Source organism: Streptomyces sp. NPDC005648, assembly GCF_040605395.1.
Taxonomy (GTDB): Bacteria; Actinomycetota; Actinomycetes; order Streptomycetales; family Streptomycetaceae; genus Streptomyces.
In genome coordinates this window covers 1-22,075 of sequence record NZ_JBEXCS010000061.1, presented here as the reverse complement: position 1 = coordinate 22,075, position 22,075 = coordinate 1, and the positions used below count along the sequence as shown (strand labels likewise).

21 protein-coding genes and 1 pseudogene are annotated in these 22,075 nt (G+C 71.1%); 15 read left to right on the top strand and 7 right to left on the bottom strand.

From position 1 onward, the window contains the following. The first annotated feature begins 40 nt into the window (after positions 1–40). The 3 genes from ABZT17_RS29635 to ABZT17_RS29625 all read left to right on the top strand — a co-directional run bounded on the left by ABZT17_RS29635 (position 41) and on the right by ABZT17_RS29625 (position 3,269). The gene (locus tag ABZT17_RS29635) at positions 41–877 is read left to right on the top strand and encodes a hypothetical protein (RefSeq protein WP_356353132.1); all 837 of its coding nucleotides are present in this window, start codon (positions 41–43) and stop codon (positions 875–877) included. A gap of 8 nt (positions 878–885) precedes the next feature. Then, positions 886–1,962 (top strand): hypothetical protein, encoded by a 1,077-nt coding sequence (locus ABZT17_RS29630; RefSeq protein WP_356353187.1) that lies wholly within the window; start codon positions 886–888, stop codon positions 1,960–1,962. Between the two features lie 62 nt (positions 1,963–2,024). Then, positions 2,025–3,269, top strand: a complete 1,245-nt coding sequence (locus ABZT17_RS29625) for a hypothetical protein (protein ID WP_356353186.1) — start codon at positions 2,025–2,027, stop codon at positions 3,267–3,269. 67 nt (positions 3,270–3,336) lie between these two features. Here ABZT17_RS29625 and ABZT17_RS29620 read toward each other — a convergent pair whose 3' ends face one another. Continuing rightward, the gene (locus ABZT17_RS29620; protein ID WP_356353130.1) at positions 3,337–4,833 is read right to left on the bottom strand and encodes an oligopeptide:H+ symporter; all 1,497 of its coding nucleotides are present in this window, start codon (positions 4,831–4,833) and stop codon (positions 3,337–3,339) included. Between the two features lie 297 nt (positions 4,834–5,130). Between ABZT17_RS29620 and ABZT17_RS29615 the strand changes: the two genes are divergently transcribed. Further along, positions 5,131–5,808 (top strand): response regulator transcription factor, encoded by a 678-nt coding sequence (locus ABZT17_RS29615; protein ID WP_030941720.1) that lies wholly within the window; start codon positions 5,131–5,133, stop codon positions 5,806–5,808. A 65-nt stretch (positions 5,809–5,873) separates the two neighbouring features. Next, positions 5,874–7,148 (top strand): ATP-binding protein, encoded by a 1,275-nt coding sequence (locus tag ABZT17_RS29610; protein WP_356353127.1) that lies wholly within the window; start codon positions 5,874–5,876, stop codon positions 7,146–7,148. Positions 7,149–7,161: 13 nt separating this feature from the next. Here the strand turns inward: ABZT17_RS29610 and ABZT17_RS29605 are convergent, their stop codons facing one another. After that, positions 7,162–7,662, bottom strand: coding sequence for a GtrA family protein (locus ABZT17_RS29605; protein ID WP_356353125.1), 501 nt, complete (start codon positions 7,660–7,662; stop codon positions 7,162–7,164). 184 nt (positions 7,663–7,846) lie between these two features. Between ABZT17_RS29605 and ABZT17_RS29600 the strand changes: the two genes are divergently transcribed. From ABZT17_RS29600 to ABZT17_RS29585, 4 genes are all read left to right on the top strand, one after another. Then, a complete protein-coding gene (locus ABZT17_RS29600) occupies positions 7,847–9,007 on the top strand; it encodes a 5-(carboxyamino)imidazole ribonucleotide synthase (RefSeq protein WP_356353123.1) in 1,161 nt (386 codons plus the stop codon). Continuing rightward, on the top strand, positions 9,004–9,540 hold the full coding sequence (gene purE, locus ABZT17_RS29595) for a 5-(carboxyamino)imidazole ribonucleotide mutase (RefSeq protein WP_356353122.1): 537 nt from the start codon (positions 9,004–9,006) through the stop codon (positions 9,538–9,540). Before ABZT17_RS29600 ends, purE begins: the two co-directional genes overlap by 4 nt. A gap of 5 nt (positions 9,541–9,545) precedes the next feature. Further along, on the top strand, positions 9,546–10,724 hold the full coding sequence (locus ABZT17_RS29590) for a dipeptidase (RefSeq protein ID WP_356353120.1): 1,179 nt from the start codon (positions 9,546–9,548) through the stop codon (positions 10,722–10,724). Positions 10,725–10,901: 177 nt separating this feature from the next. Continuing rightward, entirely contained in the window at positions 10,902–12,017 is a 1,116-nt protein-coding gene (locus tag ABZT17_RS29585) for a dipeptidase (RefSeq protein WP_356353118.1), read from the top strand. A 44-nt stretch (positions 12,018–12,061) separates the two neighbouring features. Here ABZT17_RS29585 and ABZT17_RS29580 read toward each other — a convergent pair whose 3' ends face one another. Both ABZT17_RS29580 and ABZT17_RS29575 read right to left on the bottom strand, forming a co-directional pair. Beyond that, positions 12,062–12,451, bottom strand: coding sequence for a VOC family protein (locus ABZT17_RS29580; RefSeq protein ID WP_356353116.1), 390 nt, complete (start codon positions 12,449–12,451; stop codon positions 12,062–12,064). A 56-nt stretch (positions 12,452–12,507) separates the two neighbouring features. After that, the gene (locus ABZT17_RS29575; protein ID WP_356353114.1) at positions 12,508–12,870 is read right to left on the bottom strand and encodes a VOC family protein; all 363 of its coding nucleotides are present in this window, start codon (positions 12,868–12,870) and stop codon (positions 12,508–12,510) included. Between the two features lie 82 nt (positions 12,871–12,952). On the opposite strand from ABZT17_RS29575, the gene ABZT17_RS29570 reads away from it, so the two are divergent. Beyond that, positions 12,953–13,453: a CGNR zinc finger domain-containing protein gene (locus ABZT17_RS29570; protein WP_356353112.1), complete on the top strand. Its 501-nt coding sequence runs from the start codon at positions 12,953–12,955 to the stop codon at positions 13,451–13,453. 128 nt (positions 13,454–13,581) lie between these two features. Here the strand turns inward: ABZT17_RS29570 and ABZT17_RS29565 are convergent, their stop codons facing one another. Continuing rightward, positions 13,582–14,925, bottom strand: coding sequence for a UDP-glucose/GDP-mannose dehydrogenase family protein (locus tag ABZT17_RS29565; protein ID WP_356353110.1), 1,344 nt, complete (start codon positions 14,923–14,925; stop codon positions 13,582–13,584). 190 nt (positions 14,926–15,115) lie between these two features. Between ABZT17_RS29565 and ABZT17_RS29560 the strand changes: the two genes are divergently transcribed. Together ABZT17_RS29560 and ABZT17_RS29555 are read left to right on the top strand one after the other, a co-directional pair. Beyond that, positions 15,116–16,273: an acyl-CoA dehydrogenase gene (locus tag ABZT17_RS29560; protein ID WP_356353108.1), complete on the top strand. Its 1,158-nt coding sequence runs from the start codon at positions 15,116–15,118 to the stop codon at positions 16,271–16,273. Positions 16,274–16,463: 190 nt separating this feature from the next. Next, positions 16,464–18,476 (top strand): putative Ig domain-containing protein, encoded by a 2,013-nt coding sequence (locus ABZT17_RS29555; protein ID WP_356353106.1) that lies wholly within the window; start codon positions 16,464–16,466, stop codon positions 18,474–18,476. Between the two features lie 4 nt (positions 18,477–18,480). Here ABZT17_RS29555 and ABZT17_RS29550 read toward each other — a convergent pair whose 3' ends face one another. Beyond that, positions 18,481–19,074 carry an acyl-CoA thioesterase gene (locus ABZT17_RS29550; protein WP_356353104.1) on the bottom strand — a complete coding sequence of 198 codons (594 nt, stop codon included), beginning with the start codon at positions 19,072–19,074 and terminating at the stop codon, positions 18,481–18,483. 119 nt (positions 19,075–19,193) lie between these two features. On the opposite strand from ABZT17_RS29550, the gene ABZT17_RS29545 reads away from it, so the two are divergent. Beyond that, positions 19,194–20,486: an LCP family protein gene (locus ABZT17_RS29545; protein WP_356353103.1), complete on the top strand. Its 1,293-nt coding sequence runs from the start codon at positions 19,194–19,196 to the stop codon at positions 20,484–20,486. Further along, positions 20,479–21,111, top strand: a complete 633-nt coding sequence (locus tag ABZT17_RS29540; protein WP_356353101.1) for an HAD-IA family hydrolase — start codon at positions 20,479–20,481, stop codon at positions 21,109–21,111. The genes ABZT17_RS29545 and ABZT17_RS29540 overlap by 8 nt, the downstream gene beginning before the upstream one ends. Here the strand turns inward: ABZT17_RS29540 and ABZT17_RS29535 are convergent. Beyond that, on the bottom strand, positions 21,104–21,931 hold the full coding sequence (locus ABZT17_RS29535) for a class I SAM-dependent methyltransferase (protein ID WP_356353099.1): 828 nt from the start codon (positions 21,929–21,931) through the stop codon (positions 21,104–21,106). The genes ABZT17_RS29540 and ABZT17_RS29535 overlap by 8 nt on opposite strands. A gap of 37 nt (positions 21,932–21,968) precedes the next feature. Here ABZT17_RS29535 and ABZT17_RS29530 point away from each other — a divergent pair. Continuing rightward, a pseudogene (locus tag ABZT17_RS29530) lies at positions 21,969–22,067 on the top strand (cytidine deaminase); the annotation flags it as partial. Between the last annotated feature and the right edge of the window lie 8 nt (positions 22,068–22,075).

The window sequence follows — 22,075 nt, the reverse complement described above, 5'->3', positions numbered from 1 at the left end:
ATCGTCCAGACCTCCGCCGTATGGCCGTTGGAGCCGCCCGATGCCCTCGCCCGTCCGTGCCCTGGTCGTCCTGGGGCTGCCGCTGCTGGCCCTCTCGGCGGCTTCGCCCGCCGCGCACGCGGCCGGCGGGTGGTCGGTCGCGCCCTTCGGCGGCGGCCGGCCCTCCTTCTACGCCGAGGGAGCGCCCGGGGCGGTGCTCCAGGACACGGTGTCGGTGGTCAACCGCGGCGGGCGGGCGGTGACCGTGCGGTTGAGCGGCAGCGGGGTCGCGGTCGTCTTCGCCGAGAGCCGGGTGAGAGTGCCGGCCCGCACCCGTGCCGACGTGCCCTTCACCGTGCGGGCGCGGGGGGACCGCGTCGGGGAGATCGTCGTCCGGGACCAGGACGGGCGGCGGGGCACGGTTGCGGTCCGGGTGCGGGCCGGTGGGCCCGCGCTCGCCGCGGTGACCGTGGAGCATGTCGCGGTGCGCGGTGACCGCATCACGTACGACCTGGTCAACAGGGGTACGACCACCCTCGTGCCGACCCTCGCGGTGCACGCCGACGGTGTCTTCGGCACCGCCCTCGACCGGGCCGCGCGCACCCTGCCCGTGCGCCTCCCGCCGGGGCGCCGCCTCCACCTCACCGAGCCCTGGCGCGGTCACCCCGCCCTGGACGCGGTGGACGTACGGCTGACGGTGACGGCGGCCGGCGGGGCGCGGGACTCGGCCGGCGCCTCGGCGCGGTTCGTGCCCTGGGGCGCGGTGGCCCAGGCCGCGGGGGCGGTCGCGGCAGGCGGCGCGCTGCTTCTCGTACGGCATCGCAGGCGTCGTACCTCCGACGGCGAGCCGTCCGGATCCCCGCGTACGCGAGTCGAGTCGACGGGAGCGGTGACGTGAACGGCAAGATGCGGATCGCGGTGGTGCCGGTGGTGTGCGCGCTGCTGCTGCTGCCGCTGACCGCCGGGTGGGCGTCGGCGGCCGGGCCGTCGGTCCGGGTCTCCAAGTCCCAGGCGGGGACCGGCGGTTCGGTCGTCGTCAGTGGCAGTGGCTGGCGGGCGCACGCGCTGCTGATGCTGCTGGTCTGCGGACAGGCCTCGCCCTCGCGCGGAGTGATCGGCGGCACCAACTCCTGTGCCAACGGCGACGGTCGGGCCGTCACCACCGACGCCAGGGGCGCCTTCAGCAAGAAGCTGCCGGTGTCCGAGCCGCCCGTGCCGTGTCCCTGTGTGGTGCATGTGGCGACGGTGGAGGGGGCCAAGGCGCAGGCGGACGCGGCGTTCCAGGTGGCCGGGCACGCCGTGGAGCCGCTTCCCGCACAGCCCACGGGCGGGCAGCTGTCGATGCTCACCGACACCCGGCTCTCCGGCTCCAGCGGACTGCTGACCTGGTTCGGCGCCCCGCCGTCGCGCACCCTCGTCTTCACCGTCGGCAACGCCGGCACCTCCCCGGTCAAGAACCCGGTCTTCCAGGTCGGCACCTCCCACGGGGTGTTCGCCCCGCAGTGGGAGGACCAGGAGTGGCGCGGCACCCTCGCCCCCGGTCAGAAGGCGCGGATCAAACTGCCCGTCGAGCTCGGCGCGGGAGCGCACGGCGACTACACGGTCTCGCTGAAGTACGGCGGGAAGATGCTCGCCGAGCAGCCCTGGGGCGTGGGCCGGCCCTGGGGCGTGACCCTGTTCTGGATCCTGGTCTGTGTCGTCGTACCGGCCGCGCTGTTCCGCGCCGGCATGGCGATCGTGGACCGGATACGGCCCCGCAAGGCGGGCGGCCTGCGCCATCGCGGGCTCAGGCTGCCCGAACTCGCCCTGCGCCTGCCGAAGTTCGGCGGCCAGAAGCCGGGCGCCCATGCCGCGCCCCCCTCCACTCCGACCCTGCCGTGGTTCACCCCGGACGCCGATCCGGGCACGGCCGGCCGGCTCTCCGCACCGCACGACGACAGCCCGACGAGTCCCACGACTCCCACCAGGAAGGGAATCACGTGAGAAAGCGAAGGAGAGTCACACCGGCCGGCAGCGGGAGGCTGGGCGCGGCGGGGGCCGCGCTGGTGCTCGGCGGTGCGGGGGCCCTGCTGGGGCTGACCGCGGGGATCGCGCAGGCGGCGGAGGTGTCGTACGCGACGCACTGTGTGCCGCCCGCGGGCATCACCCCCGTCGACGGCACCACGAAGGTCGAGATCACCGCGCCGGCCACGGCCAAGGTGGGCGACACCGTGGACGTCGTGTGGAAGTTCGTCCAGGCCGCCTCGAAGAACCCGGACATCATCGACCTGCCCGCCGACTCGGTCCAGCCGTCCGGGGTGTTGAAGGCGGCCGGCGCCCAGACCGCCGACATCGCGATGCAGGGCCCGCGGAAGAACCCGGCGATCCCCAAGGGCGGTGCCATGGTGCTGTCCGACATGACGGGCAAGCTGAAGCTGACGACGGCGGGCGAGGTGACGCTGACACCCGGCGCCTACACCGTCAACGCCATGTCGACGGACACCAAGTGCACGCCGACCGAGACGGTCCAGAAGGCGGCGACGATCCAGGTGACAGCGGGCGACGGCACCTCCGACCCCACGGACACGGCGTCCCCGACGGACACGGCTTCCCCCACCGACTCGGCCTCCGCGACGCCGACCGAGAGCCCCTCGGAGACCGCCAGCGCGACCCCGTCCGCGACCGACAGCGGACAGACCTCCTTCACTGGCAAGGAAGTCGAGATCCCCTACACCTGCCAGTCGCCCATCGGCCAGAAGAGGGCGACCTCCCCGATCCAGATCAACGCCACGAAGAACGGCGGGAGTTACGACCTCACCGTGCAGTTCAAGAAGTCGGTGATGGACAGCCCCGTCGACATCCCCAAGGACTCGGTGAAGCCCTCCATGGAGGTCGTCCTCGGTGGCGCCGACAAGGGCACCGTGCATGTCGAGGGCCCCACCAACTCCGCGCCGATCAAGTCGGGCGCCCCGATCGAGATCCCCGACCTCACCGGCACCTACAAGCCGGGCGCCGACGGCACCTCGACCCTCTCCCCGGGCGTCCTCACCATCTCCGCCCTCGGCACCACGACCACCTGCAAGCCGGACAGTACAGCGGTCTCCCTGACCCTGGACACCACGGCCCAGGAAGGCGGCGCGAGCGGCGGCTCCTCGACCTCGGGCGGTACGTCGTCCTCGTCGAGCGGCGGCCTGGCGGCGACGGGTTCCGAAGACCACGGCGCCCTGAAGGCCCTGGGCCTGGTGGCGGGCACCGCGGTCCTGCTGGGCGCGGCGGTCTTCACGTTCATGCCGGGGCGACGCACCCGGTGAGACCCGAGAGCGACAGGAGCCACCCCGTCCCGGAGGACGAGGTGGCTCTATGTCATGTGCCCGGGCGTCAGTGCACGTCGCCCATGAGTTCCCTGACCTTCCTGCGGTACATCCACACCGCGGCGCCCGCGAGGACGGCGAGGACCGCCTGGAGGGCCACGATGCCCGTCCTGTTGAGGTCGACCCCGGCGATGGCGAGCAGGCCGGTCGTCGCGTCGCCCGCGGTGACCGCGAGGAACCACACGCCCATCATCTGCGAGGCGTACTTCGCGGGCGCCATCTTCGTGGTGACCGACAGGCCCACCGGGGACAGCGTCAGCTCACCCACGGTCTGCACGAAGTAGATGCCGACCAGCCACATCGCGGCGGCCTTGTGTCCGCCGTCGGCGATGCCCAGCGGCACGAGGAAGAGGAAGAACGACGCGCCGATCATGACCAGGCCCATCGCGAACTTCACGGCCGTGCTCGGCTCCTTGCCCCGGCGGGCCAGCGCCAGCCACGCCCAGGCGAAGACCGGCGCGAACGCCATGATCATGACCGGGTTGACCGACTGGTACCAGGAGACCGGGAACTCCCAGCCGAAGACCGTGTTGTCCGCGGAGGAGTCGGCGAACAGGGAGACGGTCGAGCCGCCCTGGTCGTAGATCATCCAGAAGACCGCGGCGGCGACGAAGAACCAGATGTACGCCGACATCTTCGACTGCTCGGCCCGGTCCAGTTCCCTGTCCCGCTTGATACGGGTGATGACCATCACCGGGATGACCAGACCGGCGATCGTGATCGGCACCAGCAGCCAGTTCAGGGTGTAGTGGCCGGAGAAGCCGACGACCGCGTAGAAGACGACGGCGACGGCGGCCCAGAAGGCCGACTTGCGCAGGGTCTTCGCCTTCTCCTCGGCGGACAGCGGGGTCGGCACGATGTTCGACTGGCTGCTGAGGTGGCGGCTGCCGAGCAGGTACTGGGCGAGCCCCAGCGCCATGCCGAGCGCGGCCAGCGCGAAGCCCAGGTGCCAGTTGACGTTCTCACCGACGGTGCCGATGACCAGCGGGGCCGCGAAGGCGCCGAGGTTGATGCCGATGTAGAACACCGTGAAGCCGCCGTCGCGGCGCGGGTCGTCCGGGCCGTCGTAGAGGTGCCCGACCATCGTGGAGATGTTGGCCTTCAGCAGACCGGAGCCGATCGCGACGAGGCCGAGGCCCGCGTAGAAGGTGCCGGCGTTCGGCAGGGCCAGGGTGAGGTGGCCGAGCATGATAACCGCGCCGGCGACGGCGACGGTCCTGCGGGGGCCGAGGACGCGGTCCGCGAACCAGCCGCCCGGCAGGGCGAGCAGGTACACGAGCGACAGGTACACCGAGTAGATCGCGGTCGCGGTGGCCGCGCTCAGGTGCAGGCCGCCGGGGGCCACCAGGTACAGCGGGAGCAGGGCCTTCATGCCGTAGTAGGAGAAGCGCTCCCACATCTCGGTCATGAAGAGGGTGGCCAGTCCGCGGGGGTGGCCGAAGAAGGTCCGCTCGGAACCGGGGGTGCCCGGGGTCACCGAGTCCTTCGTCAGGCTGGACGCCATGGTCGATCCTTGCTGGTGGGGGTTTACCGCACACAAAAGAGACCTTCAGCGTCGATGTCCGCCAAAGGTCCCCGCAGTGCTACAGGCATTGCTTTTTCACCATACGGCAGGACAGTGCCTGAAATGGAAGGACTTGAGACACGAATCACAGGTGTCGAAGGAACCGTACACCGCTTTCCAAGGTCTCCTCGAAGATCACACCGTGGATACACAGGTTCGTTTCGTGATCTACGAAGGTAAGAATCACTGGTGCCGATCACACCACAGCACGTGTCAAGAGCGGACTACCATCACCTCATGACCCGTGTACTGCTCGCCGAGGACGACGCGTCCATCTCGGAGCCGCTGGCCCGCGCTCTGCGCCGGGAAGGTTACGAGGTCGAGGTGCGCGAGGACGGCCCGACCGCACTCGACGCCGGGAACGCCGGCGGCATCGACCTGGTCGTGCTGGACCTCGGACTGCCCGGCATGGACGGCCTCGAGGTGGCCCGCCGGCTGCGCGCCGAGGGCCACACCGTGCCGATCCTCATCCTGACCGCGCGTGCCGACGAGGTGGACACCGTCGTCGGTCTCGACGCCGGCGCCGACGACTACGTCACCAAGCCGTTCCGGCTCGCCGAGCTGCTCGCCCGGGTGCGGGCGCTGCTCCGTCGCGGCGCGGCCGAGCCGGCCCAGCCGCCGGCCACGCACGGTGTGCGGATCGACGTGGAGTCGCACCGGGCCTGGATGGGCGACGAGGAACTCCAGCTGACCGCCAAGGAGTTCGACCTGCTGCGGGTGCTGGTGCGGGACGCGGGGCGGGTCGTCACGCGCGACCAGCTGATGCGGGAGGTCTGGGACACCACGTGGTGGTCGTCGACCAAGACGCTCGACATGCACATCTCCTGGCTGCGCAAGAAGCTGGGCGACGACGCGGCGAACCCCCGATACATCGCCACGGTCCGTGGCGTCGGTTTCCGCTTCGAGAAGAGCTGAGCGGCTACGCGCGTTGCGCCGGGGTTGGTTTCGCCGGTGTCTGAAGCCACTGTCCGGAGGGTTTGGTGCGTCGTCGTCTGATTCAGTCCACGCTCGCCGTCGTGCTCGTCGTGATCGCCGTCTTCGGTGTGTCACTCGTCATCGTCGAGACGCGGACCATCAGCAGCAGTGCCCAGGAACGGGTGAGTTCCGAGGCGCAGCGGCTGGCGAGCATCGTGGACAGCCGGCTCAGCACGAACGCGCCCGTCACCAAGGCCGCGCTGAAGGGCCAGGTCACCGGCGAGAAGTACGCCGTGGTGCGAATTCCGGGGAAGCCCGCCATCGCCCTCGGGGCCGAACCGGACGGTGAGGTCATCCGGGGGCACGCCCAGGGCGAGGAGGGCGAGTCGGTCGTCGTCGAGGAGCCCCGGTCGACGGTCAGCCGGGAGGTCGGGCGAACGCTGCTGGTCATCGGCCTCGTCGCCCTGCTCGCGGTCGTCGCCGCCGTACTCCTCGCGATCCGTCAGGCCAACCGGCTCGCCTCGCCGCTGACCGACCTGGCCGAGACGGCGGAGCGGCTGGGCTCGGGCGACCCGCGGCCCCGTCACAAGCGCTACGGCGTCCCGGAGCTGGACCGGGTCGCCGATGTACTGGACTCCTCGGCCGAGCGCATCGCCCGGATGCTCACCGCCGAGCGGCGCCTGGCCGCCGACGCCTCCCACCAGCTGCGCACCCCGCTCACCGCGCTGTCCATGCGGCTGGAGGAGATCACCCTCACCGACGATCCGGACACGGTGAAGGAGGAGGCCAACGTCGCGCTGACGCAGGTCGAGCGGCTGACGGACGTGGTGGAGCGGCTGCTGACCAACTCCCGTGACCCCCGGACCGGCAACGCCGTCTCCTTCGACCTCGACGAGGTCATCCAGCAGCAGCTGGCGGAGTGGCGGCCCGCGTACCGGGGTGTCGGGCGGGCGATCGTCAGCTCCGGCAAGCGCCATCTGCAGGCGGTCGGCACACCGGGCGCGGTCGCCCAGGTCCTGGCGGCCCTGATCGAGAACTCCCTCATGCACGGCGGCGGGACGGTGGCGCTGCGCACCCGTGTCACCGGCAACCAGGCGGTCGTCGAGGTGACGGACGAGGGGCCGGGCGTGCCGGCCGACCTGGGCGCGAGGATCTTCGAGCGGACCATCAGCGGCCGCAACTCGACGGGTATCGGCCTGGCGGTCGCCCGGGACCTCGCGGAGGCCGACGGCGGCCGTCTGGAGATGCTGCAGACCCAGCCCCCGGTCTTCGGTCTGTTCCTGTCCCGGACACCGCCGCTGAAGAGGCCCGAGCAGGAGGAGGAGCCGACGGTCCGCTGAGGGGGCCGCCGGGTCAGCTGACCCGCTGCCGGGCCTTCGGCCGCTCCGCCTCCTCCAGGAAGGACTCCGCGTCGGCCACCGCCTCGCGGGCGGGCAGGGTCTTGAAGACCCAGCTGCGGTAGGACCAGAACCGGAAGAGCGTGCCCAGGCCGATGCCGACGACCTTGAACACGTTCCGCTCGATCGAGCTGTCCCAGCCGAAGCCGTAGATCGCCGCGTACAGGACGCCGTTCTCGATCACGAGGCCCACCGCGCTGAACGCCAGGAACAGCGTCAGCTCCTTGGTGCGGGCGCTCTTGTCGCGGTCGCGGTAGGTGAAGTACCGGAAGCCCAGATAGTTGACGCCGATGGCCACGATCGTCGCGATGACGTTGGCGCGCACCGCCTGCAGGCTGGTGAGATGCCACAGCAGATTGGAGACGCCGAAGTTCACGACGGTGCCGAGCGCACCCACCGCACCGAACTTGGCGATCTCGCGCGTGAGCCTTCGAAGCCCCGAGGAACTGTGTCCCATGGTTGTGAAGGCCCCCATCCGGGTAGGTGTCATCGTTTCGCCGACCCAGCCATGCTAACCATCTCTCCTTCACAAACACCCATGGACGGGCTCACACCCAGGGAACAGCTCGGGAAGAGCCTGGTAAGAGGGCCCGGGAACGGCCGGAAACAGATGGCCCCCGCGCGGCCGATACCCTGGGTGCGTGACGTTCCCGGTAGTCGGCATGGTCGGCGGAGGCCAGCTCGCTCGTATGACACACGAGGCAGGCATCCCGCTCGGCATCAGGTTCAAGCTCCTCAGTGACACCCCGCAGGACTCGGCGGCCCAGGTCGTGAGCGATGTCGTCGTCGGCGACTATCGCGATCTCGACACGCTGCGCGCGTTCGCACAGGGCTGTGACGTGATCACCTTTGATCACGAGCACGTCCCCACCGAGCACCTCAGGGCCCTGGAGGCGGACGGCATCCCCGTGCGCCCCGGCCCCGGCGCGCTGGTGCACGCCCAGGACAAGGGCGTGATGCGGGCGAAGCTCACCTCGATCGGCATCCCCTGCCCGCGGCACCGGATCGTGAGCGACCCGGCCGACGTGGCCGCCTTCGCGGCGGAGGGCCTGGCCGAGGGCGCCGAGGGCGACGGCTTCCCCGTCGTCCTCAAGACCGTCCGCGGCGGCTACGACGGCAAGGGCGTGTGGGTCGTCGACTCCGCCGGGGAGGCCGAGGACCCCTTCCGCGCCGGGGTCCCCGTCCTCGCCGAGGAGAAGGTCGACTACGTCCGCGAGCTCGCCGCCAATGTCGTACGGTCCCCGCACGGCCAGGCCGTCGCCTACCCGGTGGTCGAGTCCCAGCAGGTGAACGGCGTCTGCGACACGGTCGTCGCCCCCGCCCCCGGCCTCGACGAGTCCCTGGCCCTCAAGGCCGAGGAGATGGCCCTGACCATCGCCAAGGAACTGGACGTCGTCGGCCATCTCGCCGTCGAGCTGTTCCAGACCCGCGACGGCCGCATCCTCGTCAACGAGCTGGCGATGCGCCCGCACAACTCGGGCCACTGGACCCAGGACGGCGCGATCACCTCGCAGTTCGCCAACCACGTCCGCGCGGTCCTCGACCTCCCGCTCGGCGACCCGCGCCCCCGCGCGAAGTGGACGGTCATGGTCAACGTCCTCGGCGGCGACTACCCGGACATGTACTCGGCCTATCTGCACTGCATGGCCCGCGACCCCCAGCTGAAGATCCACATGTACGGCAAGGACGTGAAGCCGGGCCGCAAGGTGGGCCACGTCAACACCTACGGCGACGACCTGGACGACGTCCTCGAGCGCGCACGTCACGCAGCCGGTTACCTGAGAGGCACGATCACCGAATGAGTACCGCTGCCGGCCCCGTCGTGGGCATCGTCATGGGTTCGGACTCCGACTGGCCCGTGATGGAGGCCGCCGCCCAGGCCCTCGACGAGTTCGAGATCGAGTACGAGGTCGACGTCGTCTCCGCGCACCGCATGCCGCGCGAGATGATCACATACGGCGAGCAGGCGGCCGAGCGGGGCCTGAAGGTGATCATCGCCGGCGCCGGCGGCGCGGCCCACCTCCCGGGCATGCTCGCGTCCGTCACCCCGCTCCCCGTGATCGGCGTCCCCGTGCCGCTGAAGTACCTCGACGGCATGGACTCCCTCCTGTCGATCGTGCAGATGCCGGCGGGGGTCCCGGTCGCCACCGTCTCCGTCGCCGGCGCCCGCAACGCCGGACTGCTCGCGGCCCGGATCCTCGCCGCCCACGACGAGGACCTGCTGCAGCGGATGCGCGACTTCCAGCAGGAACTGAACGACCAGGCCGGCGACAAGGGCAAGCGTTTGCGCGCCAAGGTCGAGGGCGTCGGCGGCGGCTTCGGCTTCGGGAAGTGACACCGATGACCTCCCTGGCTGAGGCCCGGGAACTGCTCGCCGAGTTCCCGGTCGTCGACGGTCACAACGACCTGCCGTGGGCGCTGCGCAAACAGGTCCGCTACGACCTCGGCGCACGCGACATCGCCGTACACCAGAACGCGTATCTGCACACCGACATCCCGCGCCTGCGCGAGGGCGGGGTGGGCGCGCAGTACTGGTCGGTGTACGTGCCCTCCGATCTCCCGGACGCGGTGCCCGCGACGCTCGAACAGATCGACTGCGTACGGCGGCTGCTGGCGCGCCACCCGGCGGACCTGGCGCCCGCGCACACCGCCGCCGACATGGAGTCGGCACGGCGGGAGGGCCGTATCGCCTCGCTGATGGGCGCGGAGGGCGGGCATTCCATCGCCAACTCCCTCGGCACCCTGCGCGGCCTTCACGCGCTCGGCGTCCGCTACATGACGCTCACCCACAACGACAACGTCGACTGGGCGGACTCGGCGACCGACGAGCCGGGCGTCGGCGGTCTTTCCGCCTTCGGCCGTGAGGTCGTGCGGGAGATGAACCGGCTGGGCATGCTGGTGGACCTCTCGCACGTCGCGGCGACGACCATGCGGGACGCGCTGGACGCCACCTCCGCCCCGGTGATCTTCTCCCACTCCTCCTCGCGTGCCGTCTGCGACCACCCCCGCAACATCCCGGACGACGTCCTCGAACGCCTCCCGGGCAACGGCGGCGTCGCCATGGTGACGTTCGTGCCGAAGTTCGTGCTGCAGGCGGCGGTCGACTGGACGGCCGAGGCCGACGACAACATGCGCGCCCACGGCCTGCACCACCTCGACACGACCCCCGAGGCGATGAAGGTCCACCGCGCCTTCGAGGAGCGCAACCCGCGCCCCGTCGCCACGGTCGCGACGGTCGCCGACCACCTCGACCACATGCGCGAGGTCGCCGGCATCGACCACCTCGGCATCGGCGGCGACTACGACGGCACGGCCTTCACCCCGGACGGCCTGGGCGACGTCTCCGGCTACCCCAACCTGATCGCCGAACTCCTCGACCGCGGCTGGTCCGGGTCCGACCTGGCCAAGCTCACCTGGCAGAACTCGGTACGGGTCCTGGGCGCGGCGGAGGACGTGGCACGGGAGCTCCAGCAGACCCGGGCGCCCTCCCACGCGACGATCGAGTCCCTGGACGGCTGACCGGCGGGCCGGACCGCCGCGGATCCGGTCCGCCTCGGATCCGGTCCGCCGGCGGTCACTGGACCGGCCGACCCCCGAACGCCCCATCCACCGAGAAGGCCTTGCCGCTCCGTGCGACGGTGACCGTAGTGCTGATCACGTCTGATCACGTCGCCGATCACGATGTACGGAGCCCGCATGGCAGACCTCCAGGACGAACTGCACACGACGACCGAGGTCGGCGAACTCGACGGCCTGCCGGATCCGTTCGAGGCCGAGCCCTACACGCCCGTCTCCGACCCGGACACCGCGCCCCTGGAGCGGGCGCACGCCATCCTCGCCGCGCACCCCGTCGCCGACGGTTACAGCGGGCTGCCGTGGGCGCTGCGGCATCTGCCCTGGTACGACCTGGAGCTCGGCGAGAGCGCCGTGGACACCGATGTGCCGCGGCTGCGGGAGGGGCATGTCGGGGCGCTGTTCTGGTCCCTGCATCTGCCGGAGGGGCTGGCGGGGGACCGGGCGGTGGGGGCGACCCTGGAGCAGCTGGACCTGGTGAAGACCGTGGTGCAGGCCCACCCGGAGGGGCTGCGGCTGACCCACGCCGCCGGGCAGGTCACCGACGCGCGCAACTGCGGGCGGGTGGCCGTGCTGCTCGGGCCCGCCGGTGCCGCCGCCCTCGGCGACTCCCTCGGCATCCTGCGCTCCCTGCACTCCCTGGGCCTGCGCGCCCTCACCCTCACCGGCGCCTCCTGGGCCAGCGAGGCCGGGCTCACCCGCTTCGGCGAGGAGGTGGTCCGCGAGATGAACCGGCTCGGTGTGCTCGCCGACCTCTCCGGCGCCTCCGCCGGCACCATCCGCCGCGCCTTCGCCGTCTCCAAGTCGCCGGTGCTGTTCACCCGCTCGGCCGCCCGTGCCCTGCGCCCGCACCCCGTCAACCTCCCCGACGAGCTGCTCACCGAGCTGGGTGCCGCCAAGGGCCTGTGCATGGTGCCCCTGACGGCCGAGCAGACCGGGCCCTCGGTCCGGGACGTCGCCGACCATCTCGACCATGTGCGGGAGGTGGCGGGGCCGGAGTGCGTGGGCCTCTCGGGTACGTACGACGCCGGCACCGCGCATCCCCAGGACCTCGCCGACGCCTCCTGCTACCCGCATCTGATCGCCGAACTCCTGCACCGCGGCTGGAGCGAACCCGACCTGGCCCTGCTCACCTGGGGCAACGTCCAGCGCGTCCTGCGCACCGCCGACTTCACGGCCCGCGCCGCCCGCCGACGCCGCGAGCCGTCCACAGCGAAGATCGCCGACCTGGACGGCTAGGGCGTGTTGCTCTGGGAGGTTGGGGCCCGTCTTCCGGCGGTGCTCTACGGGTGCTCGATCCGGCAGAGGCAGAACGGGTGCCCCGCCGGATCGGCGTACACCTGGAAGTCCTTCTTCTCCCGGTCCTCCAGGTCCAGCGGCGTCGCGCCGAGGGACACCACCTCGGCGTGCGCCGCGTCGATCTCCTCCCAGGTCGACCCGGCGTCGAAGTCGATGTGGAACTGCTGCGAGTTGCGGTCGGCGCGCGGCCACTCGTGCGGTGTGAAGCCCTCCGCCCGCTGGAAGGCGAGCCGCGGGCCGTCCGGCACCTGGAGTACGACCCAGTCGTCGTCCTCGGCCTGCGGGGTGCCGCCGCCGACCCGCGCGTAGAAGTCGGCGAGCGCCCGCGGATCGGGGCAGTCGAGTACGACGGAACGGAAGCGGGCCACGGGCATGGTGTGTCCTCCCTGTTCGGCGGGCGTGCGGCGGGCGTTCGGCGAGCGCGTCAGGTTCAGCAGGCGCACAGACAGAACGGGTGCCCAGCCGGGTCCGCGTACACACGCCAGCCGCGTGCGGGGTCATCCGCGTCCAGCGGCTTCGCGCCCAGCGCCAGCACGCCCGCCTCGGCCGCGTCCAGGTCCTCGACGGTCAGGTCCAGGTGGAACTGCTGGGAGTGGTCGGGCGCGGGCCACTCGGGCGCCACATGCCCGGGGGAGGCCTGGAAGGCCAGCACCCTGCCGTCGGGAGTCGTGAGGTCCACCCAGTCGTCGCCGTCGGTCTCGACCGTGCCGCCCAGCACCTCGGCGTAGAACCCGGCGAGCGCGTGCGGATCGGGACAGTCCAGGACGACGGCGCCCAGCTTGGCGAGAGCCATGACTTCCTCCTGTTACCTGTAGATGGCGTTAACCAGTAACTCGGTTACTGCATGCTGCCGCATTGGGGGTAACGTCGCAAGAGTGAGTGAGAGATCGGCCGCACCGGGAAGCCTGGCCCTGGTCGAGGCCCTGGTGAACACACTGGACATCGAGTCGGGGGCGGACGCGCTCGACACGGTGGACGGCCGCGCGCCGTTCGGGCTCACCCCGGACGAGGTCCCCGCGGCACGCGAACTGCGCGAGTCCCTGCGCGCGACGCTGCTCGCCCACGCCGGGCACCCGCCGCACGCGCCGGTCAGCCCCCTGGACGGCCTGCTGGCGTCAGCGCCGCTGCGGGTGACCGTCGACCCGGCCGACGGTTCGGCGGCCCTCGCACCCGCCGACGCCGGCCCGCTGCTGTCCCGTGTCGCCGTCGCCGTCGCCCAGTCCCTCGTCGACGGCACCTGGACCCGCCTCAAGGCCTGCGAGAGCGTCACCTGCCACTGGGCCTACTACGACCGCAGCCCGGCCGGACGCGGGCGCTGGTGCTCCATGCAGCTGTGCGGGGCGCGCGCGAAGATGCGGCGCTACCGGGCCAAGTAGCACCGGCCGGGAATGCCGACGCCGGTTCGGCCGAGGCTCAGTCGGCCGAACCGGCGTCTTGCTGCATTCTGCACCACCGCCCTGTGCGGCGACCGGGGAACGCGGGCTCACACGCCCCCGCGGGCCTCTTAAGCGGTAGGGCGTCCCATCGCGCGGTATGTCCAGCCGGCCTTGCGCCACAGGGTCGGGTCGAGGGCGTTGCGTCCGTCCAGGATCACCCGGGCCGCCGTGACCTCGCCGAGGGCCGCCGGGTCCAGTTCACGGAACTCGCGCCACTCGGTGAGATGCAGGACGACGTCGGCGCCCCGGACCGCCTCCAGCGCGGTGTCGGCGTAGCCGAGCGTCGGGAAGACCTTGCGGGCGTTGTCCATGCCCTTCGGGTCGTAGACCGTGACCTGGCCGCCCTGGAGGTGGATCTGCCCGGCGACGTTCAGCGCGGGGGAGTCCCGTACGTCGTCCGAGTCGGGCTTGAAGGTGGCGCCCAGCACCGCGACCCGCTTGCCGAGGAACGGCCCGCCGCCCAGTATCTGCCGGGCCAGCTCCACCATCTGCCCGCGCTGGCGCATGTTGATCGAGTCGATCTCGCGCAGGAAGGTCAGTGCCTGGTCGGCGCCGAGCTCACCGGCGCGCGCCATGAACGCCCGGATGTCCTTGGGTAGACAGCCGCCGCCGAACCCGATCCCGGCCCGCAGGAACTTCTTGCCGATCCGGTCGTCGTACCCGATCGCCTCGGCGAGCTTGGTGACATCGCCGCCGGAGGCCTCGCACATCTCGGCCATGGCGTTGATGAAGGAGATCTTGGTGGCCAGGAAGGAGTTCGCGGACGTCTTCACCAGCTCGGCGGTCGGGAAGTCCGTGACGACGAACGGCGTCCCCTCGGAGAGCGGCGTGGCGTACACCTCGCGCAGCAGCTTCTCGGCCCGCTCGCTGCGTACGCCGACCACGATCCGGTCCGGGTGAAGGGTGTCGTCGACGGCGAAGCCCTCGCGCAGGAACTCCGGGTTCCAGGCCAGCTCGGCGTCCTCGCCGGCGGGCGCGTTCTCGGCCAGGTAGCGGGCGAGCCGGTCGGCGGAACCGACGGGGACCGTCGACTTGCCGACGACCAGGGCGGGCCCGGTCAGATGCGGGGCCAGGGAGGCGAAGGCGGAGTCGACGTACGACATGTCGCAGGCGTACTCCCCGTGCTTCTGCGGGGTGTTGATGCACAGGAAGTGCACATCGCCGAAGGCCCCCACCTCGGCCCAGTCCATGGTGACGCGGAGCCGCCCGGTGGACCCCTCGATGCCGGCGACATGCTTGCGCAGGAGCTCGTCGAGGCCGGGCTCGAACATGGGGGCCTCGCCCCGCCGCAGCTTCTCGATCTTCTCGGCCACCACGTCCAGGGCGAGCACCTCGAAGCCCAGCTCGGCCATGGCCGCGGCGTGCGTCGCGCCGAGGTAGCCGGTGCCGATCACGGTGATCTTGAGGCTCATGGGTGCTCCAGACGGGGACGGAGTTTCCTGCGGTGCCCGAGCATATCCGGGGCGTGGGAAGGGCCTTCGACGGGCACTTTTCCCGCTGTCGCCAAGCTCACGTATCACTCCCGTGGGCCGCCCCCTAAAATTTGAGTTACTTAACGGTAATTAGCGTCGGCAATCGCAGCGTTTTGGAGCGTGAGAGACCTTGGCCGGATCGGCTGACTTCGACCTGTACCGCCCGTCCGAGGAGCACGACATGCTCCGTGACGCGATCCGTTCGCTGGCCGAGGCGAAGATCGCGCCGTTCGCCGCCGCGGTGGACGAGGAGGCCCGCTTCCCGCAGGAGGCGCTGGAGGCGCTGGTCGCCAATGACCTGGCGGCCGTCCATGTCCCCGAGGAGTACGGTGGCTCGGGCGCCGACGCGCTCGCCACGGTGATCGTGATCGAGGAGGTGGCGCGCGTCTGCGTCTCGTCCTCGCTGATCCCGGCCGTGAACAAGCTGGGTTCCCTCCCGGTGATCCTCTCGGGCTCCGAGGACCTGAAGAAGAAGTACCTGACCCCGCTCGCCAAGGGCGACGCGATGTTCTCGTACGCCCTGTCCGAGCCGGAGGCGGGCTCGGACGCGGCCGGCATGACGACCAAGGCGGTCCGCGACGGCGACCACTACGTGCTGAACGGCGTGAAGCGCTGGATCACCAACGCGGGCGTCTCCGAGTACTACACGGTCATGGCGGTGACGGACCCCACGAAGCGCTCGAAGGGAATCTCGGCGTTCGTCGTCGAGAAGTCGGACGACGGTGTCTCCTTCGGTGCCCCGGAGAAGAAGCTCGGCATCAAGGGCTCCCCGACCCGCGAGATCTACTTCGACAACGTCCGCATCCCCGCCGACCGCATGATCGGCGAGGAGGGCACCGGTTTCGCGACCGCCATGAAGACCCTCGACCACACCCGCATCACCATCGCCGCCCAGGCGCTCGGTGTGGCCCAGGGGGCCCTTGACTACGCCAAGGGCTATGTCCAGGAGCGCAAGCAGTTCGGCAAGCCGATCGCCGACTTCCAGGGCATCCAGTTCATGCTCGCCGACATGGCCATGAAGATCGCCGCGGCGCGTGCCCTCACGTACCAGGCGGCGGCCGCCTCGGAGCGTGGCGACGGCGACCTGACCTTCCAGGGCGCCGCGGCCAAGTGCTTCGCCTCGGACGTGGCCATGGAGGTCACCACGGACGCGGTGCAGCTGCTGGGCGGTTACGGCTACACCCGTGACTACCCGGTGGAGCGGATGATGCGCGACGCGAAGATCACGCAGATCTACGAGGGCACGAACCAGGTTCAGCGGATCGTGATGGCAAGGAACCTTCCCTAGCAGGGTTTTCGCAGGTCGGACAGCAGCCCCCGGCGTGACGCCGGGGGCTGCTGTCGTACGCGGTACGAAGGCGCCGACCAGGTCCGGCGCGTCGCGATGGCGCTCAACTCCCGTAAGACCGGGGCGGGTTCCGCCCGGCACCGGATTGTGCTGAGATGCGCATGACATGCCGAGCCCGAGGGGGGCACCCATGGCACGCTCAGCACGCACGGTCGTGTTACTCGTACTGGTGCTGGTCACGGCGGCGTTGTCGCCGCACGGGGCCGCGGCGGAGACCGGGGCGGGGGAGCCCGGGTCGGCGCGGGTGTGTCCGGCCCCGGAGCCCGGCCGCTTCTCCTGTCTCGCCCTGGTCCGGACGAGACCCGCGGGGAAGGGCGAGGCGGCCCGGGCGGCCGCCGACGACACGCCCTTCGGCTACGGCCCCGCCGATCTGCAGGACGCCTACCGGCTGCCCTCGGCCACGGCCGGCACGGGCCGGACGGTGGCGGTGGTCGACGCGTACGACAACCCCAACGCGGCCGACGACCTGTCCGCCTACCGCGCCCAGTACGGTCTGCCACCGTGCACCGAGTCGACCGGCTGCTTCACCAAGGTGGACCAGAGAGGGGGCGACGACCTGCCCGTCCCCGACGACGACTGGGCGATGGAGATCGCGCTGGACCTCGACATGGTCTCGGCGGGCTGCCCCAACTGCCGCATCCTGCTGGTCGAGGCGGACAGCAACAGCGTCGAGGACCTCGGCGCCGCCGTGAACACCGCCGTCGCCAAAGGCGCCGGCTATGTCTCCAACAGCTACGGCGCCGACGAGGACGCCGGCGAACTCGCCTACGACACCGCGTACTTCGACCACCCCGGAGTCGTGGTGACCGCCGCGGCCGGCGACGGCGACTACGGCACCGAGTACCCTGCCGCCTCGCCCTATGTGACGGCGGTCGGCGGAACCACGCTCCTGAAGGACTCCAGCGCCCGGGGCTGGTCCGAAACCGTCTGGGGCGACTTCCTCAACTGGTTCGGCGGCACCGGGTCGGGCTGCTCCGCTCAGGAGCCCAAGCCGTCCTGGCAGACCGACCCCGACTGCCCGCGCAGGATGCTGAACGACGTCTCCGCCGTCGCCGACCCCGACAACGGCGTCGCCATCTACGACAGCTTCCAGGACGGCTCCTTCGGCAACTGGTTCGTGGTCGGAGGCACCAGTGCCGCCTCGCCGCTGGTCGCCGCCGCCTACGCATTGGCCGGCCCGCCCCGCCCCGGCTCCCTGCCCGCCTCCTACCCGTACGCCCACCCCGGCGCCCTCAACGACGTGACCTCGGGCGAGAACGGATTCTGCGACACGGAGACCGAGTCCGTGTACTTCTGCACCGCGGGCGAGGGATACGACGGGCCCACCGGACTGGGCTCACCGGCCGGCGTCTCCGCGTTCTCCGGTGCGTCGGGCGGTGACGGTGCCACCGTCACCGTGACCGCGCCCACCGACCAGAACACCCGGACGGGCACGGCGGTCTCCCTCCAGGCGCAGGGACACGACTCGGTCCCGGGACGCACCCTCACCTACACCGCCTCGGGACTGCCGCCCGGGGTGTCGCTCGACCCGGCGACCGGCGCGATCTCCGGTACACCCACCACCTGGGGTACCTGGGGCGTGACCGTGACGGCGCAGGACTCCTCCGGGGCGTACGGCGCCGCCTCGTTCACCTGGCGGATCACCACCGCCGGTGGCTGCTATCCGGGCCAGGTGCTCGGCAACACCGGCTTCGAACTGCCCGACTTCGCCCCCTGGACCCGGCAGTCGCCCTGGTTCCTCTCCGACGACACCTCAGACCCACCGGTCCACTCGGGCCACTACATCGCCCTCTACGACCACCTGGCCGTCTCCGCCAACACCACCCGCACCCTGCGTCAGACCGTCACCCTGCCGACCGGCTGCACGTCCTACAGCCTCGGCTACTGGCTCCGGCCGATCACCGAACTGGCATCCACCGACCCCGCCCGGGACACCCTGCAGGTCCGCGTACTGGACCAGGCCGGGACCGTCCTCGCCACCGTGGCCACCCACTCCAACCGCGACGCGTCCGACGACTACCGGCGCCACAGCGTCGACCTGTCCGCGTACGCCGGAAGGACGGTGACGCTCGCCTTCGGCGTCACGTCGAAGGCGGCGGCGACCGACTTCGCGCTGGACGACATCACCCTGAGGGTGGGATAGGCCCTCAGTCCTCCAGTCCCTCCGCCGCCCGCCGCTCCCGCAGTTCCACGATGGCCCGGCGGCGGGCCAGCCGGTGGGTGCGGCGGATCTGGGCCTCCTGGTAACGGCGCTTGTCCTTCTCCGTCTCCGGGAGGACCGGTGGCACCCGGCGGGGCTTGCCGTCGGAGTCCACGGCAGCGAAGACCAGGTACGCGGAGCCGACCTGGGTGGGCGGGGTGGACTCGTTCCAGCGCTCCGCCAGGACCCGGACGCCGACCTCCATCGAGGTGCGGCCGGTCCAGTTGACCTGGGCCTTCACATGCACCAGGTCGCCGACGCGGACCGGCTCCAGGAACGCCATCTCGTCCATGGACGCGGTGACCGCGGGCCCGCCGCTGTGCCGGCCGGCCACGGCGCCCGCCGCGTCGTCGACCAGCTTCATGATCACACCGCCGTGCACGGTGCCCAGCAGATTGGTGTCGTTGTGGGTCATGATGTGGCTGAGCGTGGTCCGGGACGCCGAGGTGGGCTTGCCGGGAAGCTCCGCGGGGGCGGATATCTCCCCGGTGCCGGGGATAGCCGCGGTGTCCGGTTCCGTGGCCGGGGCCTGGTCTGTCATGGCCTCCACCCTATGCCGAGGTGACATTCGCGGACTTTGTGTTGGGTTCGCAACAGCGGTGCCCTGATTTTCCTACGACCCTTGTAAAGGACACAGCCGCTACCTGCACACTGGGCCCCATGAATGATTGGCCCGAGGCATGGTCCGACGACAACCGCAACCGGTACGGACGCGGCAGCGCCAGCGCACAGCCCGAGGGTGCGCGCGCGATGCGGCAGGTCCGCCGGCCCGCCTCGGGCGCGTACGGGGGCTCCGGCCCGTCCGCCCCGCCGTACGGCGGCGGGGTGCCCCAGCAGCCGTCGTACACCGGCGGCCAGGGGTACGGCGACGGCTACGCCGGTGACCCCGGGTACGACAGCGGCTACAACACCGGGCAGGTCTACGGCGGTGGCGGCCAAGACGGTTTCGCCGGCAGCGGTGAGGGTCGGCCGCGGCCGAACTGGCGGCGCCGTATCAAGTGGACGGCGATCGTGGTCGTGACCGGACTGGTCGTGACGACCGTCGGCACGTACTTCTGGGCCGACTCCAAGCTGCACCGGGACGTCGACCTGTCCAAGGTCATCGACCGTCCGGCCGGCGGTGACGGCACCAACTACCTGATCGTCGGCTCCGACAGCCGTGCCGGCCTCTCCTCCGAGCAGAAGAAGAAGCTGCACACGGGCTCGGCCGAGGGCAAGCGCACGGACTCGATGATGATCCTGCACGTCGGCGACAGCGGCGACACCCTGATCTCGCTGCCACGCGACTCGAACGTGACGATCCCCTCGTACAAGGGTTCCACCTCCGGCAAGACCTACCCGGCGACGGGCCGGCAGACCAAGCTGAACGCCGCCTACGCGGAGGACGGGCCGACCCTGCTGGTGCGGACCGTCGAGGCCAACATGGGTCTGCACATCGACCACTACGTCGAGATCGGCTTCGCCGGGTTCGCGAACATCGTGGACGCGGTCGGCGGTGTGACGATCGACATCGACAAGGGCTTCAAGGACAAGTACTCGGGCGCCGACTTCAAGGCGGGCAAGCAGACGCTCAACGGCGAGCAGGCCCTGGCCTTCGTCCGTACCCGGCACGCCTTCGCGGCGAGCGATCTGCAGCGCACCAAGAACCAGCAGAAGTTCCTGTCCGCGCTGGCCCACCAGGTGGCGACCCCGTCGACCGTCCTCAACCCGTTCAAGCTGTACCCGACGATGGGCGCGGGCCTGGACTCCCTGACCGTCGACAAGGACATGAGCCTGTGGGACCTCGCCTCCATGTTCTGGGCGATGAAGGGGGTCAGCGGCGGTGACGGCACCTCGATGAACATGCCGATCTCCGGCTCGGTCGGCGGCAACCTCGTCTGGGACAAGGCGAAGGTGAAGACCCTGGTGAACGAGCTCAACAACGATCAGAAGGTCACGGTGTCGAGTGACTGACGGCAACAGCGGCAGACCGCCCTTCGGGGCGGTTCTGTGTGACGTGGACAATGTGGTCCGCACCTTCGACTCCGCCCGTCTGGAGGCGCTGGAGCGCGCCGCGGGGGTCGCCGAGGGCAGCACCAAGAAGGTGGCGTTCGCGCCGGAGGTGGATCTGCCGCTGCTGCGGGGCGAGATCACCTCGCAGGAGTGGGCGGAGGCGATCGCGGAGGGCCTCGCCGGGCTGGTGCCGGAGCCGCAGACGGCGTACGAACTGGCCCTGGCGCTGCTGGAGTCGCCCTTCCACGCGGACGACGAGGTGGTCTCCCTGCTGCGCCGCGCCCGGGTCCGGGTCCCGCTGGTCCTCGTCTCCAACGCGGCTCTGGAGCTGGAGTCCGACCTGGACTCGCTGGGGCTGAGCGATCTCGCCGACCATGTCGTCAACAGCGCGCGGGTCGGCATCGCCAAGCCGGACCCGCGTATCTACCGGTTGGCCGCCGATCTGGCCGGGGTGGCTCCCGAGCGCTGTCTCTTCGTCGACGACAGCGAGGAGAACGTGGCGGCGGCGGCCGCGCTGGGGATGCGGGCGGTGCGCTTCCGGGAGGCCGCGGATCTGGAGCGGGCCCTGGAGCCGCTGTTCAGCTGACGGCTCCGGAGGCCAGCAACGCGGTGCTGGGCAGCACCAACTGCCCGTCCCCGTCGAGGAGTTCGGCGCCGAGACGCTCGTACTCCCGCCTGATCCCGACGACGACCTCCGGCGCCTGCGCGCCGATGACGCGCCCGACGTTCCCGATCCCCGCGGCGGCTCCGCTCCACCACTCGTCCACCCCGGCGCGGTGTTCCCAGCGGACCTCGTAGCCGCGCGCCTCCGTGAAGCCCGCCTCGGTGAGCAGGTCCGCGAGGCCGTCCGCGGTCCGCTCGAAGTCCTCGCCGGGGTCGAGGCGGGGCAGATACTCCGGTGCCACCGCCCCCGCGGCCTCGCAGGCCCGCCCCAGCAGCTCCATCCCCACGTTCGGCCCTCCGCCCCACACGCTCACGGCGACCCGTCCGCCCGACCGCAGCACCCGCCGCGCCTCCGCGAGCGCGGCACGCGGCCGACCGATGTGGTTGAGCACGAAGTTGGCGACCACGGCATCGAACTCACCGTCCGGAAAAGGCAGTTTGGGCAGTACGGCGACCCGCGCGTCGACCCCGCGCCCCCGGGCCACCCGCACCATGCCCGCGTCGGCGTCCACCCCCACCACCCGCGCCCCACGCCCCAGCGCCGCAAGCGCCACCGCCCCCGTCCCGGTCCCGGCATCAAGGACCAGAGCCCCCGCCCCCACCGCGCCGGCGTCCAGCAAGGCCCCCACCGGATGAGCACACAGCCGAGCGAAACTCCCGGCGTACACCTCCGCCCGACCCGCCCACATCCCCCGCTCAGCGGCGTCGAAGGCCTCGGTGCCGCGGGTCTCGGTGTCGCTCATGGGACAAGGGTGCCCGAATGCGGTCCAGGGGCACCCCGAGGGGTGCCCCGACCAGCTCCTGGAGACCCCGGCGGGAATCCACCCGCTCTCCGAGATGCTCCCCCAGGCCTTCGGCCCCGAGTACCTCGCCAAGTAAGACCCGAA